This window comes from Flavobacterium azizsancarii, assembly GCF_027980145.1.
In the GTDB taxonomy this organism is placed as follows: Bacteria; Bacteroidota; Bacteroidia; order Flavobacteriales; family Flavobacteriaceae; genus Flavobacterium; species Flavobacterium azizsancarii.
This window is the reverse complement of record NZ_JAMZNK010000015.1, coordinates 101,023-125,667: the sequence shown is the minus strand read 5'-3', so window position 1 is coordinate 125,667 and position 24,645 is coordinate 101,023. Positions and strand designations below refer to the sequence as shown.

Below are 24,645 nucleotides of genomic sequence, written 5' to 3'. Positions count from 1 at the left end.
TCTTTTAGGAACGTTGTCGATACCATTAAAATCTGATGAAGCGTCTACTCTTGTAATATGATCCAGTGTAATAATCCTGGTTCCTGAATTGACGTGTGATCCCGGTTCGTTGAAACCTACGTGACCTGTACGACCAATTCCTAATAATTGAAAATCAAGACCTCCCGCATTTTTAATATTCATTTCGTAGTCGATGCAATATTGATTTAATTCCTCAATATTTACAGTTCCATCAGGAATATTAACGTTCTCCGGTTTGATATCAATATGGTTAAAAAGATGCTGGTGCATGAAATAATGATAGCTCTGATTGTTCTCTTTGGTCATTGGATAATATTCATCCAGATTAAAAGTGATTACATTGCTAAAACTTAATCCTTCTTCTTTGTGCATTCTCACTAATTCTTCATAAACTTTGATAGGAGAAGAACCTGTTGCTAAACCTAATACGCAAGATTTTCCTTTTTCTTGTTTAGATCTAATTAATTGCGCGATTTCCTGCGCTACAATTATCGAAGCTTCTGTAGAATTTCTGAAGATTTCGTTGTGGATTTTCTCAAATCTCGTCTCTTCAAATTTTCCCGCGCTTTTATAGCTGATATCAGGTTTTATTTCTAAAGCACTTTTCATGTCTTTTTTCTTTTTTTTTGTATTTACAACTTTGGTTTTTGAAATGGTATAAGCAACTCACATTGCTTATACCATTTACTAACCAAACTTAAATTCTTATAGTTCTTTGATATTTTATTCTAGAAATTCGGAGCATTCACATCCCACCAATTTCTTGTTCCTCCAGTATCAGGACCATTAAGCTTTGCAATTCCTGTTTTAAGTCCTTCAGGGTTTCCGTCTTTTTCACTAGAAACAAAAGGTATTCTTCTTACCCCAAATTCAGTAGTAACTGCACCACCACTTTGATTGTTAAGAATTGGTAATAATTTAGGATAACCCGTTCTACGATGATCTGCCCAAGCTTCCATCCCATCAGGAAAATTAGCAATCCATTTTTGAGTGATGATTTTTTGCAATTTTACTTCATTACTTGCTGCATTATCCCAGGCAACGGTAACTTTATTTACTGCTAAGCCATTATTAGATGGGGCAACCGGATCTACATAATCTTTAGCCATTTTTACATTATCAGCGATATAATCAGCAGCGCCTCCAGTAGCAAGCAAATCAAATGATGCATTAATACCTGCTTTATACAATGTTTCGGCGTCACCACCCATATTCCATCCTCTTAGCGCTCCTTCTGCTCTTAAAAAGTAAATTTCAGAAGTGTTCAGCCAAACTACTCTTTTATCGTCTCTTATTATTTTACCAAAATTTGAGAATGGCATATGTATCGTTTTATCTCCCTGATTTCCTCCGGTACGAACTCCTTTATATTCTCCAGGAACTTGATCAGATGTTGTAAAATAAACCTGCATTCTAGGATCATTGTAACCTCCCATAATAGACTCCATGTCTGCAGACATACGGCTGTCATTATATTCATAAGCAGATACCTTAAGAGGATGCTGTGATACATTTTTAGTTACTATAAAACTATCGCTTACAACTTTCATCACACCAAATTTTTGGCTAACGGCTTTTTCAGCTTCTTCTTTAGCTAATGCTGGATTAACTTTTACAATACGCATTGCTAATCTTAAACGTAATGAATTCGCATATATAACCCATTTTTTATAATCACCTTCATATGTTGAACGATCTATATTCGTAAAAGAACTTTTCTCGCCGGCATCCACTCTTTTTGTTAATTCTGCAACAGCAAAATCTAAGTCTTTAAACATTAACCCATAAGCTTCTTCCTGAGAATCGTATCCAATTGCTGCATCAGTAGTACCTAATTTTGAGTATACAATTGGCCCCCATGAATCTGCTGCTTTATGTAAAGTTTGTACTTTAATAATTGTAGCAAGAGCGTAAAACTCATCATATTTACCTTTGGATGCAGCTTCAACTTTTAAATAATTTGCCATAACCTGTGTGTAAATAGCTTCCCAGCCCCAAAGGTTCCAGTTATCAGAAAGTGCATAGGAAAGATTATTAGCTCCATCAAAACCTGGTGGGGTCGTGTAACCTCCCCAATTATTACCCGATAAGTCGATGGCTACCTGGTATTTCCAACCCGGAACATTCACCATTACATTATCAAACATGGTTGTAAAAGGACCTTTTATATAATTAAAGTCCTGTTTTAGTTCATCTTGTGTAAAAGCATCAGGATTACTGTTAATCTTTTCGAAATTATCTGTACAACCAACTAAGGCTAAAAGACCGAAACAGATTAATGATTTTTTTATATTATTTGTTTTCATGATATTTTAAATTAGAAAGTTACATTTAAATTAAGACCAATACTTCTTGTTGATGGCATACCATAAATATCAACTCCCTGTAAACCTTGACCTGTACTTAAAGCAATGTTTGGATCAAAAGGTGCATCTTTATAAATAAAGAATAAGTTTCTTGCGATTAATGATAAAGTTGCCGTATTAACAAACGGAAGTACTTTTTTGTTGAAAGTATAACCAAGTGAAACCTCTCTTAAACTTACATTTGTAGCAGAATATACATATTCAGCTGTAGCACCATTAACCCCGGCAACTGTAGTGTAATACTGCTCAGCAGGCATACTCGTTACTTTTGAACCATCAGGCCTAACTGCATCAATTGCAACACCGCCTGCGTTTCTTGCATCTCCACTTCTTTTTGAAACTCCATAAAAATCATTCATAGATTCTGTAATACTCATTACATCTCCGCCAAAACGTCCGTCGATTAAGAAGTTTGCTGTAAAAGCACCAAACTTAAATGTGTTTGACCATCCTAACATAAAATCAGGATTTGCATTACCTACTTCGCGCAATCCAGCTTCTAACGATACATTTCCTTTATCATCTAAAACAATTTCTCCTTTATCGTTTTTTACAATATGTTTACCTTCAATAACTCCAAATGGTCTTCCTTCAGTTAAAGCATATCTGTAATTGATATTATTTACAGGTGTCAACGGAATTGTACCTCCTAATTCTTCAGGAATTTCTTTAACTTTATTTCTGTTTTGAGAATAATTTACTGTAGTGTCCCAAGAAAATTTATCTCCGGCAATGATTTTTCCGGTAAGAACAACTTCAAAACCTTGATTTGCAATACTACCAGCATTAATTCCATAGTTTATGTAACCAAAAGGGTTGGTTGCAGGCGCAGCAACCTGAACATACTGATTTTTAGTTACTGAATTATAGTATGAAATCTCAAAACCTAATCTGTTATTAAACATTCTCCACTCAGTACCAAATTCGTATTCTGATTTTAATTCTGGTTTTAATGATTCACCTGGTCTTGGTCCTACTGAAGGATAAAGAATATTACCTCCCTGGATAGTTGATTTTGGAGAAGTTACAAAAGTCGAAATATCATTACCAACTTGCGCATAAGTTCCTCTCACTTTAGCAAAGTTAATCCAAGCTGGCATAGTTGTCATTTCACTCAAAAGAGCTGTAACCCCTACAGATGGATAGAAATAGGATCCAGTATCTGTATTTACCAACGTAGAAGACCAGTCGTTACGTCCTGTAACATCTAAATACAACATACTTTTATAACCAAAAGTTGCAGATGCAAATACAGATTGAACTTCTCTTGAAGAACCAGTAGACTGTAAACTTAAATTATCTAATCCGGAAGCGCTTCCAAAGTTACCTAAAGTAAACAAGTTTGCATTAACAAGCCCTCCAACAATACCAGAATCCAAAGTAGTTGCATGATTTCCTAATGTGTTATTGATACTTGCCCCAACTATGGCATTAAAACTGAAATCTTCGTTGAAGTTCGTATTGATTTTAGCGATTAAATCTCCGTAACGCTGTGTGCTTAATGTGGCAACATTAATGTATCTACCATTTATATTAGATAAGGAAATGTTTGTAGTTGCGTATATCCTTTTATCAAAATCGTTTTCAATTCTGTTATAACTATATCTTGCACCAATACTTAACCAGTTGTTTGCTTTATAGTCTAACGCTATATTTCCATTAAAGAAATTATCTTTATCAACAGATTTGTTTCTATTAATTAACCAATATGGGTTTTGAACATAAATATCAGCATTTGGCAAAGTATAAAAATTTTGTCCGTATAAATTTCGATCTGGCTGATAAGCTTCAAAATTATCTTTATAATAATTAAAGTCATTTCCTCTTTGAAACAAATATACTCCCGTAAGAGGATTTGAATAAAGTCCGTTTACAGGTCTGTTATCAATAGTTTGAGTTGTATATTTTGCATCAGCAGAAACAGTTAATTTATTATTAAAAAATTTCGCTGTCTGACGAATCCCAAAATTATTTTTCTTTAACCCGTTTCCTTCTATCACTCCTGATGCAGAAGTATTAGCATAAGATATACTTGTTGAATTTACTTCTGTTCCTGTTGTAAACGCTAATGAAGTAATTTGTGTAACTCCCGTATTAAAAAAGTCTTTTTCAAAATCATTTGACTGCACTTTTCCTCCCCAAGATTTTTGAGCACCAGCCGTTCCATATTCATGTTGGAATTTTGGCAAAGAATGTACCGACTCAAAAGTTGTAACAGAAGAAACTGCTAAGTTAGAAGTGTTTTCTTTAGTCTTTTTAGAAGAAAGCAAGATAACACCATTTGCTCCCTGAGATCCGTATAGTACAGATGCTGCTGCACCTTTAAGTACTGTCATTCCTTCGTAATCATCAGGATTAATTAATGATACAACATCTCCACCATCACGGTTACCTCCGGCAGTACTACCAAATGAATCGTTTGGCTGATTCGAACTTCCGTTATACAAAGGAATACCATCAATAACATAAAGAGGCTGACTGTTCATGATAGAAGAGTTACCACGAATAAGTACTTTAGTAGATCCTCCAGTACCACCAGAACTTTTTGTTACGGCAACACCGGCAATTTTACCAGCAATTGTATTGATAATGTTGGCATCTTTTACACGAGTTAGTTCTTCTCCTTTAAGTTCCTGAGCAGAATAAGTTAAAGATTTTCTAGTTTTCTTAAGACCTAATGAAGTTACAACAACTTCTGTTAATGCATTAGATGCTGCAGTGATCATTTTAACATTAATTGTGGCAGCATCACCAACAACAACTCTTTGTGTTTCAAGACCTACATAAGTAAAAACTAAAGTTTGTCCTTTTTGTGCTTCAATTGTGTACAAACCATCAAAATCGGTAGTAGCACCTTTTTGACCTCCTTGTACTGCAACAGATGCCCCTGGCAATGGCATCCCCTCAGAATCTGTAATCACACCTTTGACATTTTTTACTTGTGCAAGCGAAACTTGCGCCGTAAAAACAATCATAAAGATTAAGAAAATTTTTTTCATGTTTATTTATTTTGTTAGTTATGGTGTAAATTTATTCTTAAGGGATTGTTAAAAAAAATAATTTATACAAACGACTGCAAATTTTAAACCAACGACATAAAACAATCAATAATACGTTTCACGAAAACGTTTTCAAATTACTTTATCTATCGTTTTTATCACATTTACCACTATTTTATTCATAGAATTTACTTATTTAGTAAAAATTCCCCATTTACAATAAAAACCTAATAACGTGATGTTTATATGTGAATTTAAAACTAAAGAGGCTATTTTTTTAATTATATGCAAAAAAATAATACTCATAATCTTACTGCTTTAACAAAGTATTGTATTTTCAATTTAAACGATATTCATTTTAATTTCCACATAAACCTGTTGTCTTTACTTTTAAAGTTGTAAATGTTTTATGAATAAGATCCAGTAAAGAATATTCATTGAAAGAATCCTGAGCTAATTCCCAAATCATAATACCGCCCGTATTTTCAGAAGCCAATGTTACTTTTTTGGCAATTGTAGGTCTGCCATTATAATATATCTTACCTAATTCGTCCTGATCTGCAAATTGAGTTCCTGCTTCTATAATTTGAGCATATGTAGAACTTGTAGCATCAGGATAAGTAAAATTATAACCGTAAAAAGGCACACCCAGAGTAATTTTATCACTTGGAACATTTTGAAGTTTGTGCCAAAAATCAATTCCTTCTTTTGCAAAATCAAAAGAACTATGCTGTCCGGGATTATTAGGAGTCCATGGTCCTGTGCTGTCATAAGCCATTACATTAATAAAATCGAACGCATTTAATGCTGCCGAATTTATATTTTCGAAACGGGTATTATTGGGCAAAGCTGCCGTTAATAATTTTTTATGTTCTGCAAGGCTCTTTTTTAATTCAATAATAAAACCGCTATATCCTGAGGTCACAGCGTTCCATTCCAGATCTACATCTACCCCATTCAGATCGTGCAACTCTACAAAACTTATTATGTTCTGAATTAGACCCGGCCTGTTTTCCGGTTTGTCTATCAAAAAAGACCAATTTGATGCTTGCTCTTCTGATATCACTCCACCGGCAAGCGAAATACTTATTATAATAGTAGGATTAACTGATTTGACATATTTAATAAGCGAATCAAGATCTCCGTTAAAAATTAAATTTCCATTTTTATCCGGATTTGCAAATGCGATATTAAGATGTGTCAATTTGCAAAACTGTATAGAATTCATTTTATCGAAATTCCCTGATGATAAATAACCTACGACTCTTGCAGTTTTAGTTTTTGAATTTTCAGGATCAGATTGTTTTTCAGCTGAACAGCTGTACGCTGAAAAAAGAGAACTTAGAAAAAAAAGGATGCCTAGTAAGGCTTTATTTTTTATCATAATTTTTAATTTAAACTTCTTGTTTTTAATCTTAATTAGAATGAAAATAACACCTTATTAGGCATAACTTTATATTTGAGATTTTATTTTTAGTTTACATCCCACCAAACTTTACCTAACCAATCATTCTTCCCTCCTAATCTTGCTACAGCTTCCTGATAATTTTTTTCGTTTTTTTGTAATTCATCACTTGGATAGTACAAACGTGTTGGCACAACTCCGCCTGTTCCGGAATCTGAATTTGTTATAGGCACTAAATGAGGATATCCTGTTCTTCTCCAGTTAGAGTATGCTTCGATACTATTGAATAAATAGGTGATCCAAATTTGTGTTCCAATTTGTTCTTTTTCTGTTCCTGCCACTAATGGCTTGGCATTTACATAAGCATCGATACTTGCCTGACTTGCAGGAGCCGCACCATAAATCTCTAATTGCTTCACACCTGCCTCAACCCCTTTTTTATAATAATCTGCTGCAGAACCTGAAACCCAGCCTCTATAAGCTGCTTCTGCCAATAATAATTCTGTCTCTGAATAACTTACATGCAAAAAAGGAGTTGTTCTTAATTTTAAATAAGACTGTATACCAGAGGCTGAATTTGATCCTCCGGCAAGCTCCCACCTAAATACTCCAGGTTTAACACCTTCATATAATGTTTCGCCCGGCTGTATAGGTGCCCAGGGAACGACACTACTACTTGTTTTGGGAGTAGCGATCATAGTCAATCTTGGATCTCCGTTATTTTTTAGATAGTCTATTAGCAGTGAACTAAAATGATCTCCCTGATCATTTCCTATAAAACCATAAGACAATCCGTTTCCTCTGTAATCCAATCTGGCAGGATCATCACTAAAAGGAAAATCTAAATGATGCATAATACAGTTGTCATCATTACTTTCAAAAACTCCATTCTGAAGCGCTGCTTTCGCTTGTTTTTCTGCTTCAGCAGGGTTTACTTCTGAAATTCTCATTGCCGCACGCAAACGCATCGTGTTGGCTAATTTTTTCCATTTTGAAACATCTCCTTTATAAAACAGATCTCCTTTTATCAAATCTTTCCCAGTATTTAACTGATTAAAAGCTTCATCTAATTCTTTAAAAAAAGAAGCATAGATATCTTCTTGTTTATCATATTTGGGTGTTACAATTCCTTTAGAAAAAGCTAAACCTGCTTCTGAATAAGGTACATCACCATAAATATCTGTCAAACGCTGTGCAACCATCACTTTCATAATTTTAGCAACAGCATTCATATTTACAGCCAAAGGATCTTTACTCGTTACATCAAGAATATCAACAACACTTTTCATTTCATGAGCATATACGTTTCTCCATAAAGCCACTGCATATTCCTCTGAATTATTAAATTTGCCACCGTAGTTTGTAACCCCCCAGGAACCAGAGTAATGCTGCACAAAACCTCCTGCATATATTAAATTAGTTCTGTGCTGATAGTATCCGTCTCCGGACATACACAATTGGGTAAATGTAAGCTGACCTGCCGGATTTGCAGATAATGCCACAGGATCTTTTTCCAGTTCGTCAAAGTTTTCTGTACAGCCAACTACCGTAAATACTGCAAGTATGGCTATTATATATTTGATTTTCATAATTTACTTTTTTAGAATGTAATTTTAATATTAAAGCCATACGATTTCCTTGATGGTAATGAACCATATTCAAAACCTTGTCCATTTCCTGAAGTATACATCGACTCCGGATCTATGTTTGGTAAATCTTTACTGAATGTCAATAGATTTCTTGCAAATACAGAAAGATAGATAGAATTTATTTTTGCTCCGCCAAAAACACTTTTAGGTATGGTATACCCTAAACTTACCTCTCTTAATTTCACAAAAGAAGCATCATAAATAAAAGGTGCAGGCGTATTATCTGTAACATCTCTCCAATAATCCTGAGGATCTACAGGTTTTGTGTTTTTTACATAAACAGGATTATCAGCCGTTCCTGTATTTACCACTCCATTTGCTACATAACCACCCGTAGGAACCCATTTAGTGATATCGAAATTAGGATCAGTCGCGGCAGCTTGCGTTCTTGCAGCAATATAAGCATCTCTTCCTTCTGTAGTAATATCTAATAATCCTCTTGCTGCAGCAACAGAGTTTGTCATAGAATACACATCCATACCAAATTTCATATCCAATAAAAACTGAAGCGTGATTCCTTTATAAGAAAATCTATTGGTTAAACCAGCAGCCCAATCCGGAAGTCCTTTTCCTAAAGCAACCTTATTATCTGTGTAAACAGGCATACCATTTGCCCCTACAATCATTTCTCCCGAAGCTGTTCTTTGAAAATCTTTCCCAATAATGGTTCCAAATTGTCCGCCAACTTGTGCTACAATTGCGGCATTAGCCCAACGCGCCTCAGAAATAGTATAAGTACTGATATCCGGATGCAAAGAAAGAATTGAGTTTTTATTCTTAGAAAAATTCAAATCAATTCCCCATTCAAAATTCTTAGTTTTAATTGGAGTACCTGATAAAAATATCTCAATACCTTCGTTACGTAATTCTCCCGCATTTACTGAAAGAAATTCATATCCTGATGTTGCAGAAGAGGCTAAATCAAGTGTCTGATCAGATGTATCCTCACGATATACCGTAATATCTGCTTTTAATCTGTTTTTAAAGAAAGCCGTTTCTAAACCAAACTCAATTCCTTTTTTTGTCTGAAAAGTCAAGTTCGCATTTGGAGCCGATGTATTCTTAACATTTACCACACTCTGTCCGTCATAAGAAGAGTAAGTTGTGTAGTTTAATGAATTTTTATAAGCTCCCGGAGCATTAGAAACTTTTGCCCATGAAGCTCTTAATTTTCCATAAGAAAAAGCATCACTCTTAATATTAAATGCATCTGAGAATACGAAACCTAATGAGGCTCCCGGATAAAAAGCATCTTTATTAATAACACTGAACCAGTCATTTCTTCCTGTAAACTCAGCATATAAATAACCTTTGTAATCCAACTTTGCAGAACCGTAAACTGAATTTGTTCTTGTTCTTGTTTCTATTGGTGCATTTATTGTCTGAGTTGAAAAATTACTAATATATTCTGTTCCCGGCTGAATAATATTGGTTCCCTGACTAGAATTTTCTGATCTCCTGAAATCCCTTCTTGTTGCTCCTAAAATTCCTGAAAAAGTCAAATCAGTAGCTAATTTGATTGCATTAAAGCTGGCGATGATATCAGTATTCATTTCAGAAACCGTAATATCATTTAATCCAAGATAACCAGTATCTCTTCCTGGCCATGTATTGCCCGGAACCATGAAATCTTTAGAATCAAAAACATAAGTATCCAAACCGGTTCTAAAAGTCAGTCCAACCCATTTTTCAAGTTGATAGGTTCCTGCAACATTCCCTGTAAAACGATTTTTCTTAGAGGAATTGTGATTCGCATCTACCGTTAAATAAGGATTCAATTGATAAATATTGTTATTCCACTTATAGATTTCTGCAGTCTCCGGATTTCCATAATTTTTCAACCACGCCTGATCAATATTTGGTGCCAGACCACTTAAGGAATAACCAACATTGTTAGGAGAATCACCTAAGCCAGGTCGATTATTTGTTGTTTCCATCATGTAATTTACATTAGCATCTAAAGTAAATTTCTCTGATTTTAAAGTAGCGTTTAAAGTCGCATTATTTCTTTCTAATCCTGAATTTGGAATAACGTCATCATTTTTCATGTTATTAAATCCAAAACGAAGAAATGCGTTTTCACTTCCTCCAGAAAGTGCAATTCCGTTTGTTGTTGTAACACCGGTTCTGAAAAAATCCTGAATATTATTATCCACTTTAGCATAAGGACGCATAGAACCATCAAATATTTTTACCTGTTCTCCTACATGATTAGAAAATTTAGGTCCCCATGCACTAGTCGTATATCCGTAAATTTCACTAGGTGCCTTTAAAGGATCCGGCAAAATTCCGCGGCCTCCAGTACCATATTCATCTTGAAAATCATCATACTTTGCATTTACACGATCAAAACTAACACCGCTGGTCAGTTCTACTTGCAATTTTCCTTTGCTTCCTTTTTTAGTCGTAATTAGTATTACCCCGTTTAAAGCTCTCGAACCGTACAAAGCTGATGCAGCTGCACCTTTTAATACAGTCAGACTCTCAATATCATTCGGGTTAATGCTCGAAAGACCGTCACCGTTATCTCTTCCGTCAAACCATTTACTGGCTGCGGCATTGTCATTATTCAAACCTGAGTTATCAATTGGCACTCCATCTACAATATAAAGCGGCTGGTTACTCTCGCCTATACTAGAAATACCTCTAATAATAACTCTGGCACTCCCTCCTACTCCTGTCGAAGGCATCGAAACATCAACTCCGGCAATTTTACCTGAAAGCGACGATGCTACATTTGTTGTAATCACTTTATTAAGCTGATCTCCTTTAATATCCTGAACCGCATAACCCAGTTCTTTCTTCTGTCTCTTAATACCTAACGCAGTCACTACAACTTCATTTAGGTTTTGTGTATCTTCTGCCAATACAACATTTACTGTAGTTGATTCGCCTACAGTGGCAGTCTTGGTTTTAATACCGATATACGAAAACACAAGAACATCTCCTGCAGATGCTTGTATCGTATATTTTCCGTCATAATCAGATTGGGCGGTTGTTTTCCCTCCTTGAATTACAATACTTACTCCTGGCAGCGGCAATCCGTTTTGATCGCTCACTAAACCTTTGATTGTTTTTACTTGGGCAAGCGTGAGCTGCGCAGTAAACACAAACATAAAGATTAACATAATTTGTTTCATTTTAACATGGTTTTGTTGGTTAAGCGATAAATCTATTGTTAAAATTAACATAAATAAAACATTTTAAACAAACAGCACAAAACCTTAAACCAACGACACAAAACAATCAATAATACGTTTTACGAAAACGATATCCCAAATAGATAATATAAATTTTACCTTTTTTTATAAAATTTTATTCAAAAGAATTGCGTTTTACCCAGTAATTGTTTAAAGTTGCACAATATTTATAAGTAAAAGAATACCTAATAACAAATTGCAAAAGTAAAGTTGACTGAAATCCAAAAATTAAAATTTGACATTAAGCTTAAAAACCACGTTTGGTTTTGGGGCAGCTATTTCACTCTTAACTTTTTACGATGGGGAGCTTACTTTAATGATTATCCTTACTCCTTCAAATCAAACCTGATTGAGTTCTCTTTGCATATCCCACTTGTCTATTTTAATCTTTTTGTTTTAGTACCACGTTATGTATTAAAGCAGAAATATATTACATATACAATTTCGCTGATCATAAGTTTATTTTGCATCTATTTACTAAAAACAGCTCTTACCTATTATATTATATCAGAAAACATCTGGCCTGAGGCGAATAGAGAATATCATCCTTTCGAAATCAACCATATTGTTGCCGTTTGCATTGGCGAATTGTACGTTCTTGCCATGGCATCATCCGTTTACCTTACACTAACGTGGTTAAGAGAGAGAGAAAGAAACAGATCTTTGAGAGAAAATCAGTTTAAAATCAAACTAAAGTATCTTGAAAATCAAATCCAGCCGCATTTCTTTTTCAACACCCTAAACAATCTCTATGCATTGTCATTAGAATCTTCTGATAAGGTTCCGGATGTAATTATAAAACTATCAAATTTGATGGAATATGTTTTATATGATGTAAAAGGAACCAAATTTGTTCCATTAATTAAAGAAATTGATTATATTCAAAATTATATCGAAATTGAGAAGTTACGCTTTGATAATGTAGAAGTTACAGTAAACTTAGAATCTAATATCGATGACATTATAGTACCTCCTCTAATATTCATTTCATTGGTCGAAAATGCCTTTAAACACGGGAGTATAAACAACAATAACTTAAAAATTAAAATCAATTGTAAGATTATCGATAATAAAATATTGGATTTTGAAATCTTAAATAATTTTGTAAATTCACAAAATTTAAATACCAAAGGCGGAATTGGCTTAGTAAATACCAAAAAAAGATTAAAATTAATTTACAAAAACGATTTCAGTTTAAAAAATACCACTAAATTAAACTACTATATAATCCGTTTGCAAATACCTATTAATAATGAAGATTAAATGCGTGTTGATTGATGATGAGCCATTAGCGATCAAAGTCCTGCAAAATTATTTTACAAATTTTACAGATTTTGAGGTAATTGGTACATTCAATAATTCTTTAGAAGCGCTTGATTTTATAAACAGTACTGCTGTGGATGCCGTGTTTCTGGACATTAATATGCCTATGATGACAGGTTTTGAACTTATTAGCTTAATAGAAAACAAAACAAAAGTCATTATTACCACTGCCTTCAGGGAGTTTGCAGCAGAAAGCTATGATCTTGATGTTCTGGATTATTTAGTAAAACCAATTCCATTACCGCGTTTTATAAAATGTATCAATAAAATCACTACTGAATACAATGTAAAAAACAATATCAAGGTTGAAACCACAAAAGGCGATTCTCATATTTTTATCAAAGTCGATAAAAAAATGATGAAAATTAACATTGAAGAAATCCTATTTGTTGAGGGCATGAAGGAATATATAAAAGTTGTCACGCCTGATAAAACTTACATTACCCATAAATCATTAACATCTTTGTCTGAAGAATTACCTGCAGATCGCTTTTTACGCATTCATAAATCGTATGTAATTGCGCTAAATAAGGTAAAATCTATCGAAGGAAACCGTATTCAGATACAATCTTACACCATTCCTATTGGCAGAAATTACAGTAAAGAGGTAAAAAATAAAATTCTTGAATAAACTTTAACTTTTAAATTCATTTTCTAAGTCGGTAAAAATTAACACTTTGTTGAAAAAATGACGTCGTTCGTTTAAATTTAACATTATTTGTGCCTTTTTATTTTTTTTTGATATACTTAACAAATATATTTACGGTCTTCAAAAAACAATAAAATAAAAAATTAACCTCTTAAATTATGAGTTCAGAAAATGTTCAAACCAAATGGGGACAGTTTATCTCGTTGATAATTGTTTTCTTCTTTTGGGGTTTTGTTGGTTCTGCCAATGATATCCTGATTCCGGTATTCAAAAAAGTTTTTACTTTATCTCAAGTACAATCACAATTAGTAGCCTGGGCATTTTACGCCGCATACTTCGTAGGGTCTGTGATTTTCTTTTTAGTATCTACAAAAGTAGATGTTTTACAAAAATTTGGATACAAAAAAACCCTTTCTGCTGGTTTACTTCTTTCAGCAGTTGGATCATTCTTATTTATTCCTGCCGCAACAATGGAAAGCTTTCCATTCTTCTTAACAGCTTTATTTACTGTAGGTTTAGGATTTTCAATCCAGCAAATTGTAGCGAATCCACTTGCAATTAAAATGGGAAGCCCTCAAACAGGAGCTCACCGTTTGACTTTAGCAGGAGGTATTAATTCTTTTGGAACAACAATTGGAGCTATTTTATTAGGAATTGCTTTGTTTGGAATGGGAGATAACAAAAACACATCACTTTCATTAGAAGATATCAAACTACCTTTTATTATCCTTGGACTTGCTTTTATCGCAGTTGCCATTTTCATGAACTTCTCTAAAATCGAAGATCCTGCAAAAGAAGAGGAAGAAGTAGTGAAGGTAGCTCACGAAAAATTCAAAATATCTGACTACCCTCAACTATACCTAGGAATGTTAGGAATCTTCATTTACGTTGGAACTGAAGTTACAATTATCAGTAACTTACCCGCTTTATTGCATACCGCTGAATTTGGTAATGTTTTAGAAGATGCCATAGCGCCATTTATTGCCCTTTATTGGGGAAGCTTAATGATAGGCCGTTGGAATGGTGGTGCAAACGTTTTCAATACTTCTAACTTAGTAAACACAGCATTAAAATTCATTGTACCGGCAGTAGCTTTTGGAGTTATTATTGGAGCTAACATTTTTGCTGCTCACGATGTTTCTGCATTCTATATTTATCCACTTTGGATTTTATTGTTTATTGCCGTAAGTTTTGTAGGTGGTAAAAATGCCGGAAAAACGTTAATGCTTTTCGGAATATCAGGATTATTAATGATGGTTGCAGGATTGGTTTGGCCAGATCCTTCAATTGCTAAATTCTTCTTTATCTCCGGAGGTTTATTCTTATCTATCATGTGGCCGTCGATCTTCGATTTAGCGATTGCAGGTTTAGGAAAAAATACAGGAAAAGCATCTTCATTTTTGATTATGATGATTCTTGGAGGAGGAGTTATTCCTTTGATTCAAGGTAGTATTTGCGACTTTGATCTTACCAGTCCAGGAGGAATCTTCGGAATCACATGGACACATTTCTCTTATGTTATTCCACTTCTTGGATTTGCTTATTTAGGATTTTACGGTTTCTATTGCCCAAAAATTTTAAAAAGACAAGGAATTGATCATAACATTCAAAGCGAAGGCGGAGGTCACTAAGCCAAAATATAAAAACAAAAAAAATCCCAAATCCCAATTTTACATATTGGAATTTGGGATTTTTTTATTTGCAACTTTATCTTTTCCTAAACCCTACCGGTTTTTAAAACCTGTAGGGTTCCTATACGTCAAATCAAAACCTTTGAACCTTTATACCTTTGCATCTTTGAGCCTCTACTTAGCATTTATAACATTTTCCAGATTCTTCTTGAATACTGCTTTATTTTGCGCTGACAACGTATAAACAACATCTTTATCAGCATGTACTATCACTTTGTCTATATTAGCTTCTAAAAGAGCTTTTGGGTCTTTTATTTTCAAAGTGCAGGCACCATCGAAAAAACCATCATCTTCGATAATTTTTTTCGCCTCGATAATAGTTCCGTCATTTAAAACTGCTGAAATTGTCATCGTCTTATTCAGTGTATTAGAGTAAAACCCATCCATGACCAATAATAATCGATATGAATTTTTCAATTCAGGCCCTTTAAACTCATGGCGTGTAATGTTATACCGCAAACCTTTTGCCAGCGTTTGAAATTGCACAGAACAATCCAGTTCAAAACTGGCCACATCACCTGCTTCATTAACCTGTTTTACAATTTTAGCAACCTGAGCATTAGCCACCATATTTCCAATCAAAAAAACGAAAATCAAAATACTTTTTTTCATATACATTTCTTTTTGAGACATATAAATGTAAAAAAAAATCGCCACCTTATTTAAAAGATGACGATTTTTAAATTTTAAATACCTGAGTATTACTTATTTCCTTTTTCGAAATCAGCTACAAATTGAGCCAATCCAATATCAGTTAATGGGTGTTTCAACAACCCGTAAATTGCAGAAAGAGGTCCCGTCATAACATCAGCACCAATTTTAGCACAATTTACAATATGCATTGTATGACGCACAGAAGCAGCTAAAATTTGAGTTTCATAACCATAGTTATCATAAATCAATCTAATTTCTTCGATCAAATTCAAACCATCAGTTGATATATCATCTAAACGACCAATAAAAGGAGAAACATAAGTAGCTCCTGCTTTTGCAGCCAATAAAGCCTGACCAGCAGAAAATACTAATGTAACGTTTGTCTTAATTCCTTTATCAGAGAAATATTTTGCAGCCATTACACCTTCTTTAGTCATAGGCAATTTAACTACGATCTGATCATGCAATTCAGCCAATTCTTCACCTTCTTTGATCATTCCATCATAATCAAGCGCATTAACTTCAGCACTAACATCTCCTTCAACAAGATTGCAAATATCAACATAGTGCTTTAAAATGTTGTTTTTTCCGGTAATTCCTTCTTTTGCCATCAATGACGGGTTAGTTGTTACACCATCTAAAACACCTAAAGCCTGTGCTTCTTTAATCTGAGCTAAATTAGCTGTGTCAATAAAAAATTTCATAATTATATCTATTTAATTGTGTTCCTCTTTTGGGCGTGTCCCTCCGGCTAAGGCTTTCGGCTTTATCTTTTGTTCCGTTTCACTTCACAAAAGGATACCACCTCCATCCCTCACGCAAAATTCCGTGCAAAATTACAATTTATAATTTCCATAAAATAAAAAACTAAAGAAAAATTCTGAATATCAAGATTCAACCACACTATTTCTATAAGATCAAACTAATTTTATTTTTTGTACTTTTAAACAATAAAATTCCCAATAAAAAAGTGCTAGAAGATAACTTCAAACAAGATATAATCAATATCGAGAACATTACAATTGTTCCTAATCTACTTAATGTTATTTGCCAAACTACCGGAATGGGTTTTGCAGCAGTAGCAAGAGTAACAGAGGATCGATGGATTACTTGCAGCGTACAGGACAATGTTAATTTTGGTTTAAAACCAGGAGACGAATTAAAAATAAAAACAACGATTTGTAACGAAATCAGACAAAATCCTAAACCTGTAATAATCGATAATGTAAGCAAAGATCCTGATTATCACGATCACCATACTCCGGCAATGTACAAATTACAAAGCTATATTTCTGTACCAATAATACGTCAGGATGGAAGCTTTTTTGGAACATTATGTGCAATTGACCCAAAACCAAACAGCCTAAAAGAATTCAAAATTAGCGAAATGTTTAATTTATTTGCTGAGCTTATTTCGTTTCACCTTACAGCAGTAGAACAGTCAGCAGAAAACAAACTAATTCTAAAAGAAAAAACACATCTTCTTGAAAAAACAGTCGATGAAAAAAAAGGCATTGAAAAAAAGCTAATCCAAAAGAATATTTCATTAGAAAAAATGAACAGCGAGCTCGAAGCTTTCAACTACATTTCAAGTCACGATTTACAAGAGCCTCTAAGAAAAATTCAGCTATTTACAGATACAATTGAGCGCGAAGAAGCCTGTAATTTATCAGAAAAAGGGAAAGCAGCATTTCACAAAATCAAGTCTTCAGCTTTTAGGATGCAAAATTTAATCAATGATCTTTTGATTTATTCTAAAACAAAATTTGATGATAGAAAGTTCGAACTAAAAGACTTAAATGTTATCGCTAAAGATGTTATTGAAGATCTTACAAATGAGTTTGAAAATAAAAATGTAACTTTTGATATACAAGAATTAGGAAAACTCTCTGTAATAGAATTTCAATTCAGGCAATTACTTTATAACCTAATCAATAATTCATTAAAATTTGCAAGTCCGGACCGCAATTTAATCATCACGGTATCAGCAAAAATTACAAACGGTGAATTAGAAAAACTTTCACCGCTTACCAAATATTATAAAATAACCATTGCAGACAACGGTATTGGATTTGATCCGTCGTACAGCGATAAAATATTTGGACTTTTCCAGGCTCTACACACAAAACCCCTGAAAAGTACCGGAATTGGGCTCACAATAGTAAAACGAATTGTAGAAAATCACAACGGATTTATCAAGGCTGAAGGGATCCTGAATCAAGGAGCAAAATTCGAGATCTTTATTCCAGTAGAATAGATTCGAATTTTGCTCTCAGATTGTATTGTTACAATTTATAATGATTCATTAACATCTTTTCATATACTTTATCAGGAAGAGCACGTTTTAAGACAATCGAAAACTTTTGCATGAAAGCCCCCACTTTATAATGCACGTTTGGCTTTTTTTGCTGCATGATCTTATAAATAAATTCAGCCATTTCAGTAGGATTACTTCCCGCATCGACATGCTTATTCATTGTTGCAAGCGTTTCTCCATATACTTTTTCGTAGGCAGAACCTTTTACAACCGGCGCGTGATAACGTCCTGATGCAATATTTGTTGCAAAATCTCCAGGCGCCACATTCGTAATTTCGATTCCAAATGACTTTACTTCCATACGCAAAGCTTCTGTAATCAATTCCAAAGCTCCTTTTGATGCAGAGTAAACACTGCGATATGGCAATCCCATATAAGCAGCAATCGAAGTAATATTAATAATCAAACCAGATTTCTGCTCACGCAGTTGTGGCAAAACAGCCTTCATTACTTCAATAGGTCCAAAAAAATTAGTCTCGAAATTATTTTTAATTTCTTCCATCGGAATTTCTTCCAAAGGTCCGGTAATTCCAACACCTGCATTATTAATCACCACATCTAATCGACCTGAATTTGCAATAATTTTATTTACGGCCAACTTTATCGATTCGGCATTGCGAACATCCAAAGCAACCAACGGGAAAATTGAATTGAGTACTTTCTCAGGATTTCTGCTTGTTCCGTATACTATGAAACCTTTTTTATGTAAAAATTCTCCAATTGATTTTCCAATCCCAGAAGATCCTCCGGTTATTAAAACGACTTTGCTCATTGCAAGTTAGATGTTAAATGTTATTAGGTAAAAAATTAATGTTTTTTTTATTGCGGTCAAATATACAAAACAATGACTATTTTTTTAAACGATAAACTACGGCCTTATTAATGATCAAGCCAATATTTAAATTCAAGTTTTGATTCTAATTCTTTTATCATTGTTGAATCCTTTACTTCTTTAGAAAAATCAACACTAATCTTATCAGGATCTATTGTTGAATATTGTACTACGAAATATTTATTTAATTTAAATGTAGAACTATCAGGACAAGCACCTGCTCTATTTCGGTATAATTTATCATTTACATAATATTTTACATACGCATCACTAGTTTTTCCTGTTGGCCTACATAAAGTATATCTACAAATAGTCTCACCAGGATATTCTCTGATTTCTTTTTTATAATTTTTTCCTTTAACAACAAGATAAATCAATCCAAAAAATAAAAAGACAAAAAATAGTTTCGAAAATTTTTCTTTCATTAATTAAAGAATTTCAGGCGTAAACGAATAATACATTATAATCTTAGAACTAATTTGTTTATAAACATTTTCCAGATACGTTCCCAGGGTTAAAACCTCGGGCTAAGACTGAAATACAACAAAAATATAGAAATTAGAGCTCTATCTTCTCACATTTCACTAATAACACTTCAAATTCAAAACATCCAAAAATAAAAAAATCCTCCATAAGGAAGACTACTTTTCAATTAATTATAAAAAAAAATCCCGAAAGATCGGGAATAAAAAAAAATGGCAAGCGACCTACATCGCACCGCTCAACCACGTACCCTTGCTATGTTCCCATCCTGGGGGAGTCTGCAGGAGCTGGTCGTGTAGGACTTGCCGGTGCAAATATACAATCTTTTTATATTTTTGCAAGACCTTTGTTGCTATAAAAATATCGTCGTATATTGGCTTATTCAAATTTTTAACTATGAAAAAATATAACTTCCTAACTGTCATTTTATTAGGAATCACATTAATTGGATGTGGAGATAAAAATAAAGCTGAAAATTCTTTATTTAATATTGATGATTCTGCTTTTCCGGCTCATTTTACACAACAAGAATCAATTTCTATTGGAATTTTGAACCCAAATTCGAAAGAAATCGACAGCATTGCATACTTTGTCAACGACAAAAAAGTGGGAAGCACAAAAGGTGCTCAAAAATTTAATTTCGCATTAAAAGATCAAAAATTAGGATATCAATACTTAAAAGCTTCAGTTTATTTTGGATCTGCTTCTTCTGATGCAACCAAAAGAATCGAATTAGTTTCTAATATTGAAGCTAAACCTTTAAAATATAAAATAGTCAATACTTACCCTCACGATAAAAAATCTTTTACTGAAGGTTTAGAGTTCTATAAGGATACTTTGTATGAAAGCACAGGACAAGAAGGCGCTTCTTACTTAAGAAAATACGATTATAAAACAGGAAAAATCTACAAACAAATTGATCTTGACAAAAAATATTTTGGTGAAGGAATTACTTTTATCAACGGAAAATTGTTTCAGTTGACGTGGCAAAACAAAACCGGTTTCATTTATGATGCAAACACATTAAAATTAGAAAAAACATTTGCTTACGATAAAGACATTGAAGGCTGGGGAATGACAAATGATGGAAAATACATCTATCAGACTGATAAAACAGAGAAAATCTGGAAAATGGATCCGGCAACTCAAAAAATGGTAGATTATATCAATGTATACTCAGGAACGTCAAAAATTAAAGCAATCAATGAATTAGAATGGATTAACGGAAAGATTTACACCAATGTTTGGTTTAAAGATGCGATTGCAGTTGTAAATCCAACATCCGGAGCGGTTGAAGGAATTCTGGACATGTCAGGTTTACGCAAATTGATGCCGGATGTAACCAAAGATGATGTTTTAAACGGTATTGCTTACAATCCTAAAACAAAAACAATCTTTGTAACAGGAAAAAACTGGAGTAAAATGTTCGAAATAACAGTTTCAGAATAAAAGTTAAAAGGAAATATTCAATTTTTTTTAATTTCAAATTCCAATATTAAACACGAATTTCACAGATTTCACGGATTAGCTCGTGATAATTTGTGAAATTTGTGTTTTAATCTAATAGCTAAATATCAAAAAAGTCTTTTCTCTAATACAACTAAATTCATATAATGATTACTCTCATCAAAAACATAAAAGAATTACTTCAGGTTCGTGAAACTTCTGTCCCTAAAGTTTCAGGGGCCGAAATGGCAGTTCTTCCTTCTATAAAAAATGCATTTTTAATTATAAAAGACAATCTTATCATAGATTTTGGTTCTATGGGAAATCTTCCGGAAATCAAAGCTGACAAAGTTATTGATGCAACAGGAAGAATTGTTTTGCCTTCATGGTGCGACAGTCATACACATATTGTATATGCAGGAAATCGCGAACAGGAATTTGTAGACAGAATCAACGGATTCTCTTATGAAGAAATTGCTAATCGCGGCGGCGGAATTTTAAATTCAGCCAAGAAACTCAACGAAACTTCTGAAGAAGAAATTTATGAGCAATCAAGACTACGCTTAGAAGAAGTCATGCATTTAGGAACCGGAGCTGTCGAAATAAAGTCCGGTTACGGCTTAACAATTGAAGGCGAACTAAAAATGCTGCGTGTTATTAAAAAATTATCTAAAAATTATCCAATTTCAATAAAAGCTACCTTTTTAGGCGCTCATGCTTTTCCGCTTCATTACAAAGACAATAAAGCAGGTTATATCGAAGAAATCATCACTAAAATGCTGCCGGAAATTGCTCAAAACAAATTAGCAGATTACATTGATGTGTTTTGCGAGACTGGTTATTTTTCTGTTGAAGAAACTGAAAAAATAATGGAAGCCGGAATTAAATTCGGCTTAGAACCAAAAATCCATGTAAATCAGTTTAATTCTATTGGAGGAATACAGGCCGGAATTAAATTTAAAGCCCTTTCTGTCGATCATCTCGAAATTATGACACGAGAAGATATCAACGCTTTAAAAAACACAGAAACAATGCCTGTAGCATTACCATCATGTTCTTATTTTTTAAGTATTCCGTACACGCCAGCCAGAGAAATGATAAAAGCAGGCTTACCAATTGCTTTGGCTACAGATTTTAATCCAGGTTCTACTCCGTCCGGAAATATGAATTTTGTAGTGGCAACAGCTTGTATCAAAATGAAAATGACTCCTGAAGAAGCCATTAATGCTGCAACAATAAATGGCGCTTATGCTATGGGAATCTCTGAAACCCACGGAAGCATCACTAAAGGAAAAAAAGCCAATTTAATCCTTACGAAACCTATTTCGTCTTATTATCAGATTCCATATGCTTTTGGCAGTAATCTCATCGAAAGCGTTTTTCTTGAAGGCGAAATCTTAATGTAAAAGACTTTTCAAACAGATTCTAAAAGCAATTAAAGAGATCATCTAATTCCATAAAAAAAGGTCTGCGAAAACTTCGCAGACCTTTAATATTTTAGTGGTATTATTATTCTAAAATACTAGTTTTTACCTTAAGTTAAAACTAGTTTTAGAAACTAATTCATCATTATCAAAAACATTGATAAAATAAGTTCCTTTAGCAAAATCTTTACCTGGTAAATCTTCACTAACATTCACTGTTTTGTTTTCATACTTAACAGTAGTTTTAAAACTATAAGTTAAAGTATTATCACCAAAATTTTCTGTTTTTTTATCTCCTAAAACATTATTTTTAGCATCGATAACTTGTACATAATACGTTTTATCACCTGATTTTGCAATTTGGTTTTCAGCAACAGTAAAACTAATCTTCAAAATATCTGCACGGCTTGCTTTATCAGTTTCAATTTGTTTTCCAGAACTTCTAAGTTTGTAAGCAGAAGTTTTTGTGTTCAAAATTGATAATTTAGCCCCTTTTTCAACAGTTTTTGCTAATTCTTCGTTTTGACCAACTAATACTTCATTGTACTTTTTAGATTCTCCTAAAACTACGATTGTACTATCTCTTTGAGTTGTTAAAACACCATTTTGTTTTTTCAATTCATCATTTTCAGCAACCAGAGTTTTCATTTTACCTTGCATTGCCTGAACCTGAGATCTAAATTTAGATACATCTCCTTTTGATTTATTCAAATCATCCATTAGAGCTACTACTTTATCTCTTTCCTGAATTAATTCATCAGACATAGAAGTATTTTCAGCGATTGCAGCATCATAAGTTGTTTTTAACTCTTGCAGATCTTTCATAACAGATTCTTTCTCTGTTAGAGTTGTTGTAAGTTCAGTTTTTGTAACATCTGAATCAGACGATAATTTAAAAATATACACTAAGCTACCAATCAGTAGGACTGCTAAAACTGCGATTACCGCTTTTAGACTTGAGTTGTTGTTCTTTGGGTTTTCCATATTTAAAATAATTTTCTTTAAAACAAATTTAAGAATTAATATAAGGTTATAACGTAAGTTACTACAATTATATTATTTTTGGAAAATAAAATTTTTTCATGGAGAAATTAATTCCTTTTACTATTAATGATTTAGCAAAAGTCACAAATCATCGCAGTGGTGAAATAAAGTTCGGAGAAAAGATGATTATCATTCCGAAAGGAGTTGATAAAATTAATTTTCTGAAAGAAAGCGAAGCCAAATATGTGCTTTTGGGAATCCCCGAAGATATTGGTGTGCGCGCCAATTACGGAAGGCCCGGAGCAGCATCCGCATGGGAAAGCGCTATAAAAAGTATTGCGAACATCCAGCACAATCGCTTTGCTAAAGGCAGTCAGATTATTGTTTTAGGACAAATTAATGTCACCCAGGAAATGCGTGATGTCGAAAATCTTGATTTCAATGATATTGACGATCGCTCAAAATTGAGCCAGCTTGTTGAAAAAATCGACAAGGAGGTCTCGCATATTATTTTTAATATCGTAAAAGCAGGAAAAATCCCGATCATCATTGGCGGAGGTCACAATAATGCTTACGGAAATATAAAAGGTTCTGCTCTGGCCAAAGGAAAACCAATCAATGCTATTAATTTTGATGCCCATTCAGATTTTAGGATCCTTGAAGGCCGTCATAGCGGAAACGGGTTTTCATATGCGTATGAAGAAGGTTTCTTAAAAAAATATTTCATTTTTGGCTTACATGAAAACTATACTTCAAAAAGTGTTTTGGATATCATCAAAAAACTGGAAGACAGGGTTCGATACAATACTTACGACAGTGTAAATATTCGCAAAGAAAAAGACTTTAACAGAGAAATGGCTTTAGCATTAGAATTTATCAAAACAGATTCTTTTGGTATAGAAATAGATCTGGATGCAATTCCCAATATTGCCAGTAGCGCCATGACAATCAGCGGATTTTCAGTTGAAGAATTACGCCAGTTTATTTCCTTTTTCGGACAACACAGAAACGCGACTTATTTGCATATTTGCGAAGGAGCACCCGATTTGGCAGATTCTCCTAACAATAATTTAATTGGTAAATTGATTGGTTACTTAATCACTGACTTTATAAAAGCAAACAACGAAAAAGAAAAATTGCCATGAAGGTCAACCGGCTTAAAACCTCATATTTTCCAAATAATAGAAGATTCAAATAAACGA

Annotated in this window: 18 protein-coding genes and 1 other RNA gene; 7 read left to right on the top strand and 12 right to left on the bottom strand. The window is 33.5% G+C overall.

Annotated features, from left to right (window positions below):
* The 6 genes from NJT12_RS11500 to NJT12_RS11475 form a co-directional block, all read right to left on the bottom strand.
* Nucleotides 1-630: 6-phosphogluconolactonase (locus NJT12_RS11500; RefSeq protein ID WP_271336053.1), on the bottom strand; the 630-nt coding region annotated here is incomplete at its 3' end.
* Nucleotides 631-749: 119 nt separating this feature from the next.
* Nucleotides 750-2,327, bottom strand: coding sequence for a RagB/SusD family nutrient uptake outer membrane protein (locus tag NJT12_RS11495; protein WP_271336052.1), 1,578 nt, complete (start codon nt 2,325-2,327; stop codon nt 750-752).
* Between the two features lie 11 nt (nt 2,328-2,338).
* Nucleotides 2,339-5,386, bottom strand: a complete 3,048-nt coding sequence (locus NJT12_RS11490; RefSeq protein WP_271336051.1) for a SusC/RagA family TonB-linked outer membrane protein — start codon at nt 5,384-5,386, stop codon at nt 2,339-2,341.
* A gap of 358 nt (nt 5,387-5,744) precedes the next feature.
* Nucleotides 5,745-6,770 carry a glycosyl hydrolase family 18 protein gene (locus NJT12_RS11485; RefSeq protein WP_271336050.1) on the bottom strand — a complete coding sequence of 342 codons (1,026 nt, stop codon included), beginning with the start codon at nt 6,768-6,770 and terminating at the stop codon, nt 5,745-5,747.
* 89 nt (nt 6,771-6,859) lie between these two features.
* The gene (locus NJT12_RS11480; RefSeq protein ID WP_271336049.1) at nt 6,860-8,380 is read right to left on the bottom strand and encodes a SusD/RagB family nutrient-binding outer membrane lipoprotein; all 1,521 of its coding nucleotides are present in this window, start codon (nt 8,378-8,380) and stop codon (nt 6,860-6,862) included.
* Between the two features lie 11 nt (nt 8,381-8,391).
* A complete protein-coding gene (locus NJT12_RS11475; RefSeq protein WP_271336048.1) occupies nt 8,392-11,580 on the bottom strand; it encodes a SusC/RagA family TonB-linked outer membrane protein in 3,189 nt (1,062 codons plus the stop codon).
* 270 nt (nt 11,581-11,850) lie between these two features.
* On the opposite strand from NJT12_RS11475, the gene NJT12_RS11470 reads away from it, so the two are divergent.
* The 3 genes from NJT12_RS11470 to NJT12_RS11460 all read left to right on the top strand — a co-directional run bounded on the left by NJT12_RS11470 (nt 11,851) and on the right by NJT12_RS11460 (nt 15,243).
* Nucleotides 11,851-12,903 carry a sensor histidine kinase gene (locus NJT12_RS11470; RefSeq protein WP_271336047.1) on the top strand — a complete coding sequence of 351 codons (1,053 nt, stop codon included), beginning with the start codon at nt 11,851-11,853 and terminating at the stop codon, nt 12,901-12,903.
* Entirely contained in the window at nt 12,893-13,594 is a 702-nt protein-coding gene (locus NJT12_RS11465; protein ID WP_271336046.1) for a LytR/AlgR family response regulator transcription factor, read from the top strand. The genes NJT12_RS11470 and NJT12_RS11465 overlap by 11 nt, the downstream gene beginning before the upstream one ends.
* 176 nt (nt 13,595-13,770) lie before the next feature.
* The gene (locus tag NJT12_RS11460) at nt 13,771-15,243 is read left to right on the top strand and encodes an MFS transporter (protein WP_271336045.1); all 1,473 of its coding nucleotides are present in this window, start codon (nt 13,771-13,773) and stop codon (nt 15,241-15,243) included.
* A gap of 174 nt (nt 15,244-15,417) precedes the next feature.
* Here the strand turns inward: NJT12_RS11460 and NJT12_RS11455 are convergent, their stop codons facing one another.
* Nucleotides 15,418-15,915 (bottom strand): hypothetical protein, encoded by a 498-nt coding sequence (locus tag NJT12_RS11455; protein ID WP_271336044.1) that lies wholly within the window; start codon nt 15,913-15,915, stop codon nt 15,418-15,420.
* Nucleotides 15,916-16,004: 89 nt separating this feature from the next.
* Nucleotides 16,005-16,661, bottom strand: coding sequence for a fructose-6-phosphate aldolase (gene fsa / locus NJT12_RS11450; protein WP_192187922.1), 657 nt, complete (start codon nt 16,659-16,661; stop codon nt 16,005-16,007).
* A gap of 266 nt (nt 16,662-16,927) precedes the next feature.
* Here fsa and NJT12_RS11445 point away from each other — a divergent pair, with 266 nt between their 5' ends.
* A complete protein-coding gene (locus NJT12_RS11445) occupies nt 16,928-18,214 on the top strand; it encodes a GAF domain-containing sensor histidine kinase (RefSeq protein ID WP_271336043.1) in 1,287 nt (428 codons plus the stop codon).
* Nucleotides 18,215-18,242: 28 nt separating this feature from the next.
* Here NJT12_RS11445 and NJT12_RS11440 read toward each other — a convergent pair whose 3' ends face one another.
* The 3 genes from NJT12_RS11440 to ffs all read right to left on the bottom strand — a co-directional run bounded on the left by NJT12_RS11440 (nt 18,243) and on the right by ffs (nt 19,897).
* The gene (locus NJT12_RS11440) at nt 18,243-19,046 is read right to left on the bottom strand and encodes an SDR family oxidoreductase (RefSeq protein ID WP_271336042.1); all 804 of its coding nucleotides are present in this window, start codon (nt 19,044-19,046) and stop codon (nt 18,243-18,245) included.
* A gap of 107 nt (nt 19,047-19,153) precedes the next feature.
* Nucleotides 19,154-19,531 carry a hypothetical protein gene (locus tag NJT12_RS11435; RefSeq protein WP_271336041.1) on the bottom strand — a complete coding sequence of 126 codons (378 nt, stop codon included), beginning with the start codon at nt 19,529-19,531 and terminating at the stop codon, nt 19,154-19,156.
* 268 nt (nt 19,532-19,799) lie between these two features.
* Nucleotides 19,800-19,897, bottom strand: an RNA gene (ffs, locus tag NJT12_RS11430) — signal recognition particle sRNA small type.
* Nucleotides 19,898-19,985: 88 nt separating this feature from the next.
* Between ffs and NJT12_RS11425 the strand changes: the two genes are divergently transcribed.
* Nucleotides 19,986-21,038 carry a glutaminyl-peptide cyclotransferase gene (locus tag NJT12_RS11425; protein WP_271336040.1) on the top strand — a complete coding sequence of 351 codons (1,053 nt, stop codon included), beginning with the start codon at nt 19,986-19,988 and terminating at the stop codon, nt 21,036-21,038.
* A gap of 164 nt (nt 21,039-21,202) precedes the next feature.
* On the top strand, nt 21,203-22,441 hold the full coding sequence (hutI, locus tag NJT12_RS11420; RefSeq protein ID WP_271336039.1) for an imidazolonepropionase: 1,239 nt from the start codon (nt 21,203-21,205) through the stop codon (nt 22,439-22,441).
* 123 nt (nt 22,442-22,564) lie between these two features.
* On the opposite strand, the gene NJT12_RS11415 is transcribed toward hutI, so the two are convergent.
* Nucleotides 22,565-23,443, bottom strand: coding sequence for a hypothetical protein (locus NJT12_RS11415; protein ID WP_271336038.1), 879 nt, complete (start codon nt 23,441-23,443; stop codon nt 22,565-22,567).
* Between the two features lie 98 nt (nt 23,444-23,541).
* Here NJT12_RS11415 and NJT12_RS11410 point away from each other — a divergent pair, with 98 nt between their 5' ends.
* Complete coding sequence (locus tag NJT12_RS11410) at nt 23,542-24,588, top strand: formimidoylglutamase (RefSeq protein WP_271336037.1); 1,047 nt, start codon at nt 23,542-23,544, stop codon at nt 24,586-24,588.
* Nucleotides 24,589-24,645: the final 57 nt, after the last annotated feature.

Excerpts from the sequence above, each read along its gene's own strand:
- NJT12_RS11495 (WP_271336052.1), bottom strand. The coding sequence starts at position 2,327 with ATGAAAACAAATAATATAAAAAAATCATTAATCTGTTTCGGTCTTTTA.
- NJT12_RS11490 (WP_271336051.1), bottom strand. The coding sequence starts at position 5,386 with ATGAAAAAAATTTTCTTAATCTTTATGATTGTTTTTACGGCGCAAGTT.
- NJT12_RS11485 (WP_271336050.1), bottom strand. The coding sequence starts at position 6,770 with ATGATAAAAAATAAAGCCTTACTAGGCATCCTTTTTTTTCTAAGTTCT.
- NJT12_RS11480 (WP_271336049.1), bottom strand. The coding sequence starts at position 8,380 with ATGAAAATCAAATATATAATAGCCATACTTGCAGTATTTACGGTAGTT.
- NJT12_RS11475 (WP_271336048.1), bottom strand. The coding sequence starts at position 11,580 with ATGAAACAAATTATGTTAATCTTTATGTTTGTGTTTACTGCGCAGCTC.
- NJT12_RS11465 (WP_271336046.1), top strand. The coding sequence starts at position 12,893 with ATGAAGATTAAATGCGTGTTGATTGATGATGAGCCATTAGCGATCAAA.
- NJT12_RS11460 (WP_271336045.1), top strand. The coding sequence starts at position 13,771 with ATGAGTTCAGAAAATGTTCAAACCAAATGGGGACAGTTTATCTCGTTG.
- NJT12_RS11455 (WP_271336044.1), bottom strand. The coding sequence starts at position 15,915 with ATGAAAAAAAGTATTTTGATTTTCGTTTTTTTGATTGGAAATATGGTG.
- fsa (WP_192187922.1), bottom strand. The coding sequence starts at position 16,661 with ATGAAATTTTTTATTGACACAGCTAATTTAGCTCAGATTAAAGAAGCA.
- NJT12_RS11440 (WP_271336042.1), bottom strand. The coding sequence starts at position 19,046 with ATGAGCAAAGTCGTTTTAATAACCGGAGGATCTTCTGGGATTGGAAAA.
- NJT12_RS11435 (WP_271336041.1), bottom strand. The coding sequence starts at position 19,531 with ATGAAAGAAAAATTTTCGAAACTATTTTTTGTCTTTTTATTTTTTGGA.
- NJT12_RS11425 (WP_271336040.1), top strand. The coding sequence starts at position 19,986 with ATGAAAAAATATAACTTCCTAACTGTCATTTTATTAGGAATCACATTA.
- hutI (WP_271336039.1), top strand. The coding sequence starts at position 21,203 with ATGATTACTCTCATCAAAAACATAAAAGAATTACTTCAGGTTCGTGAA.
- NJT12_RS11415 (WP_271336038.1), bottom strand. The coding sequence starts at position 23,443 with ATGGAAAACCCAAAGAACAACAACTCAAGTCTAAAAGCGGTAATCGCA.
- NJT12_RS11410 (WP_271336037.1), top strand. The coding sequence starts at position 23,542 with ATGGAGAAATTAATTCCTTTTACTATTAATGATTTAGCAAAAGTCACA.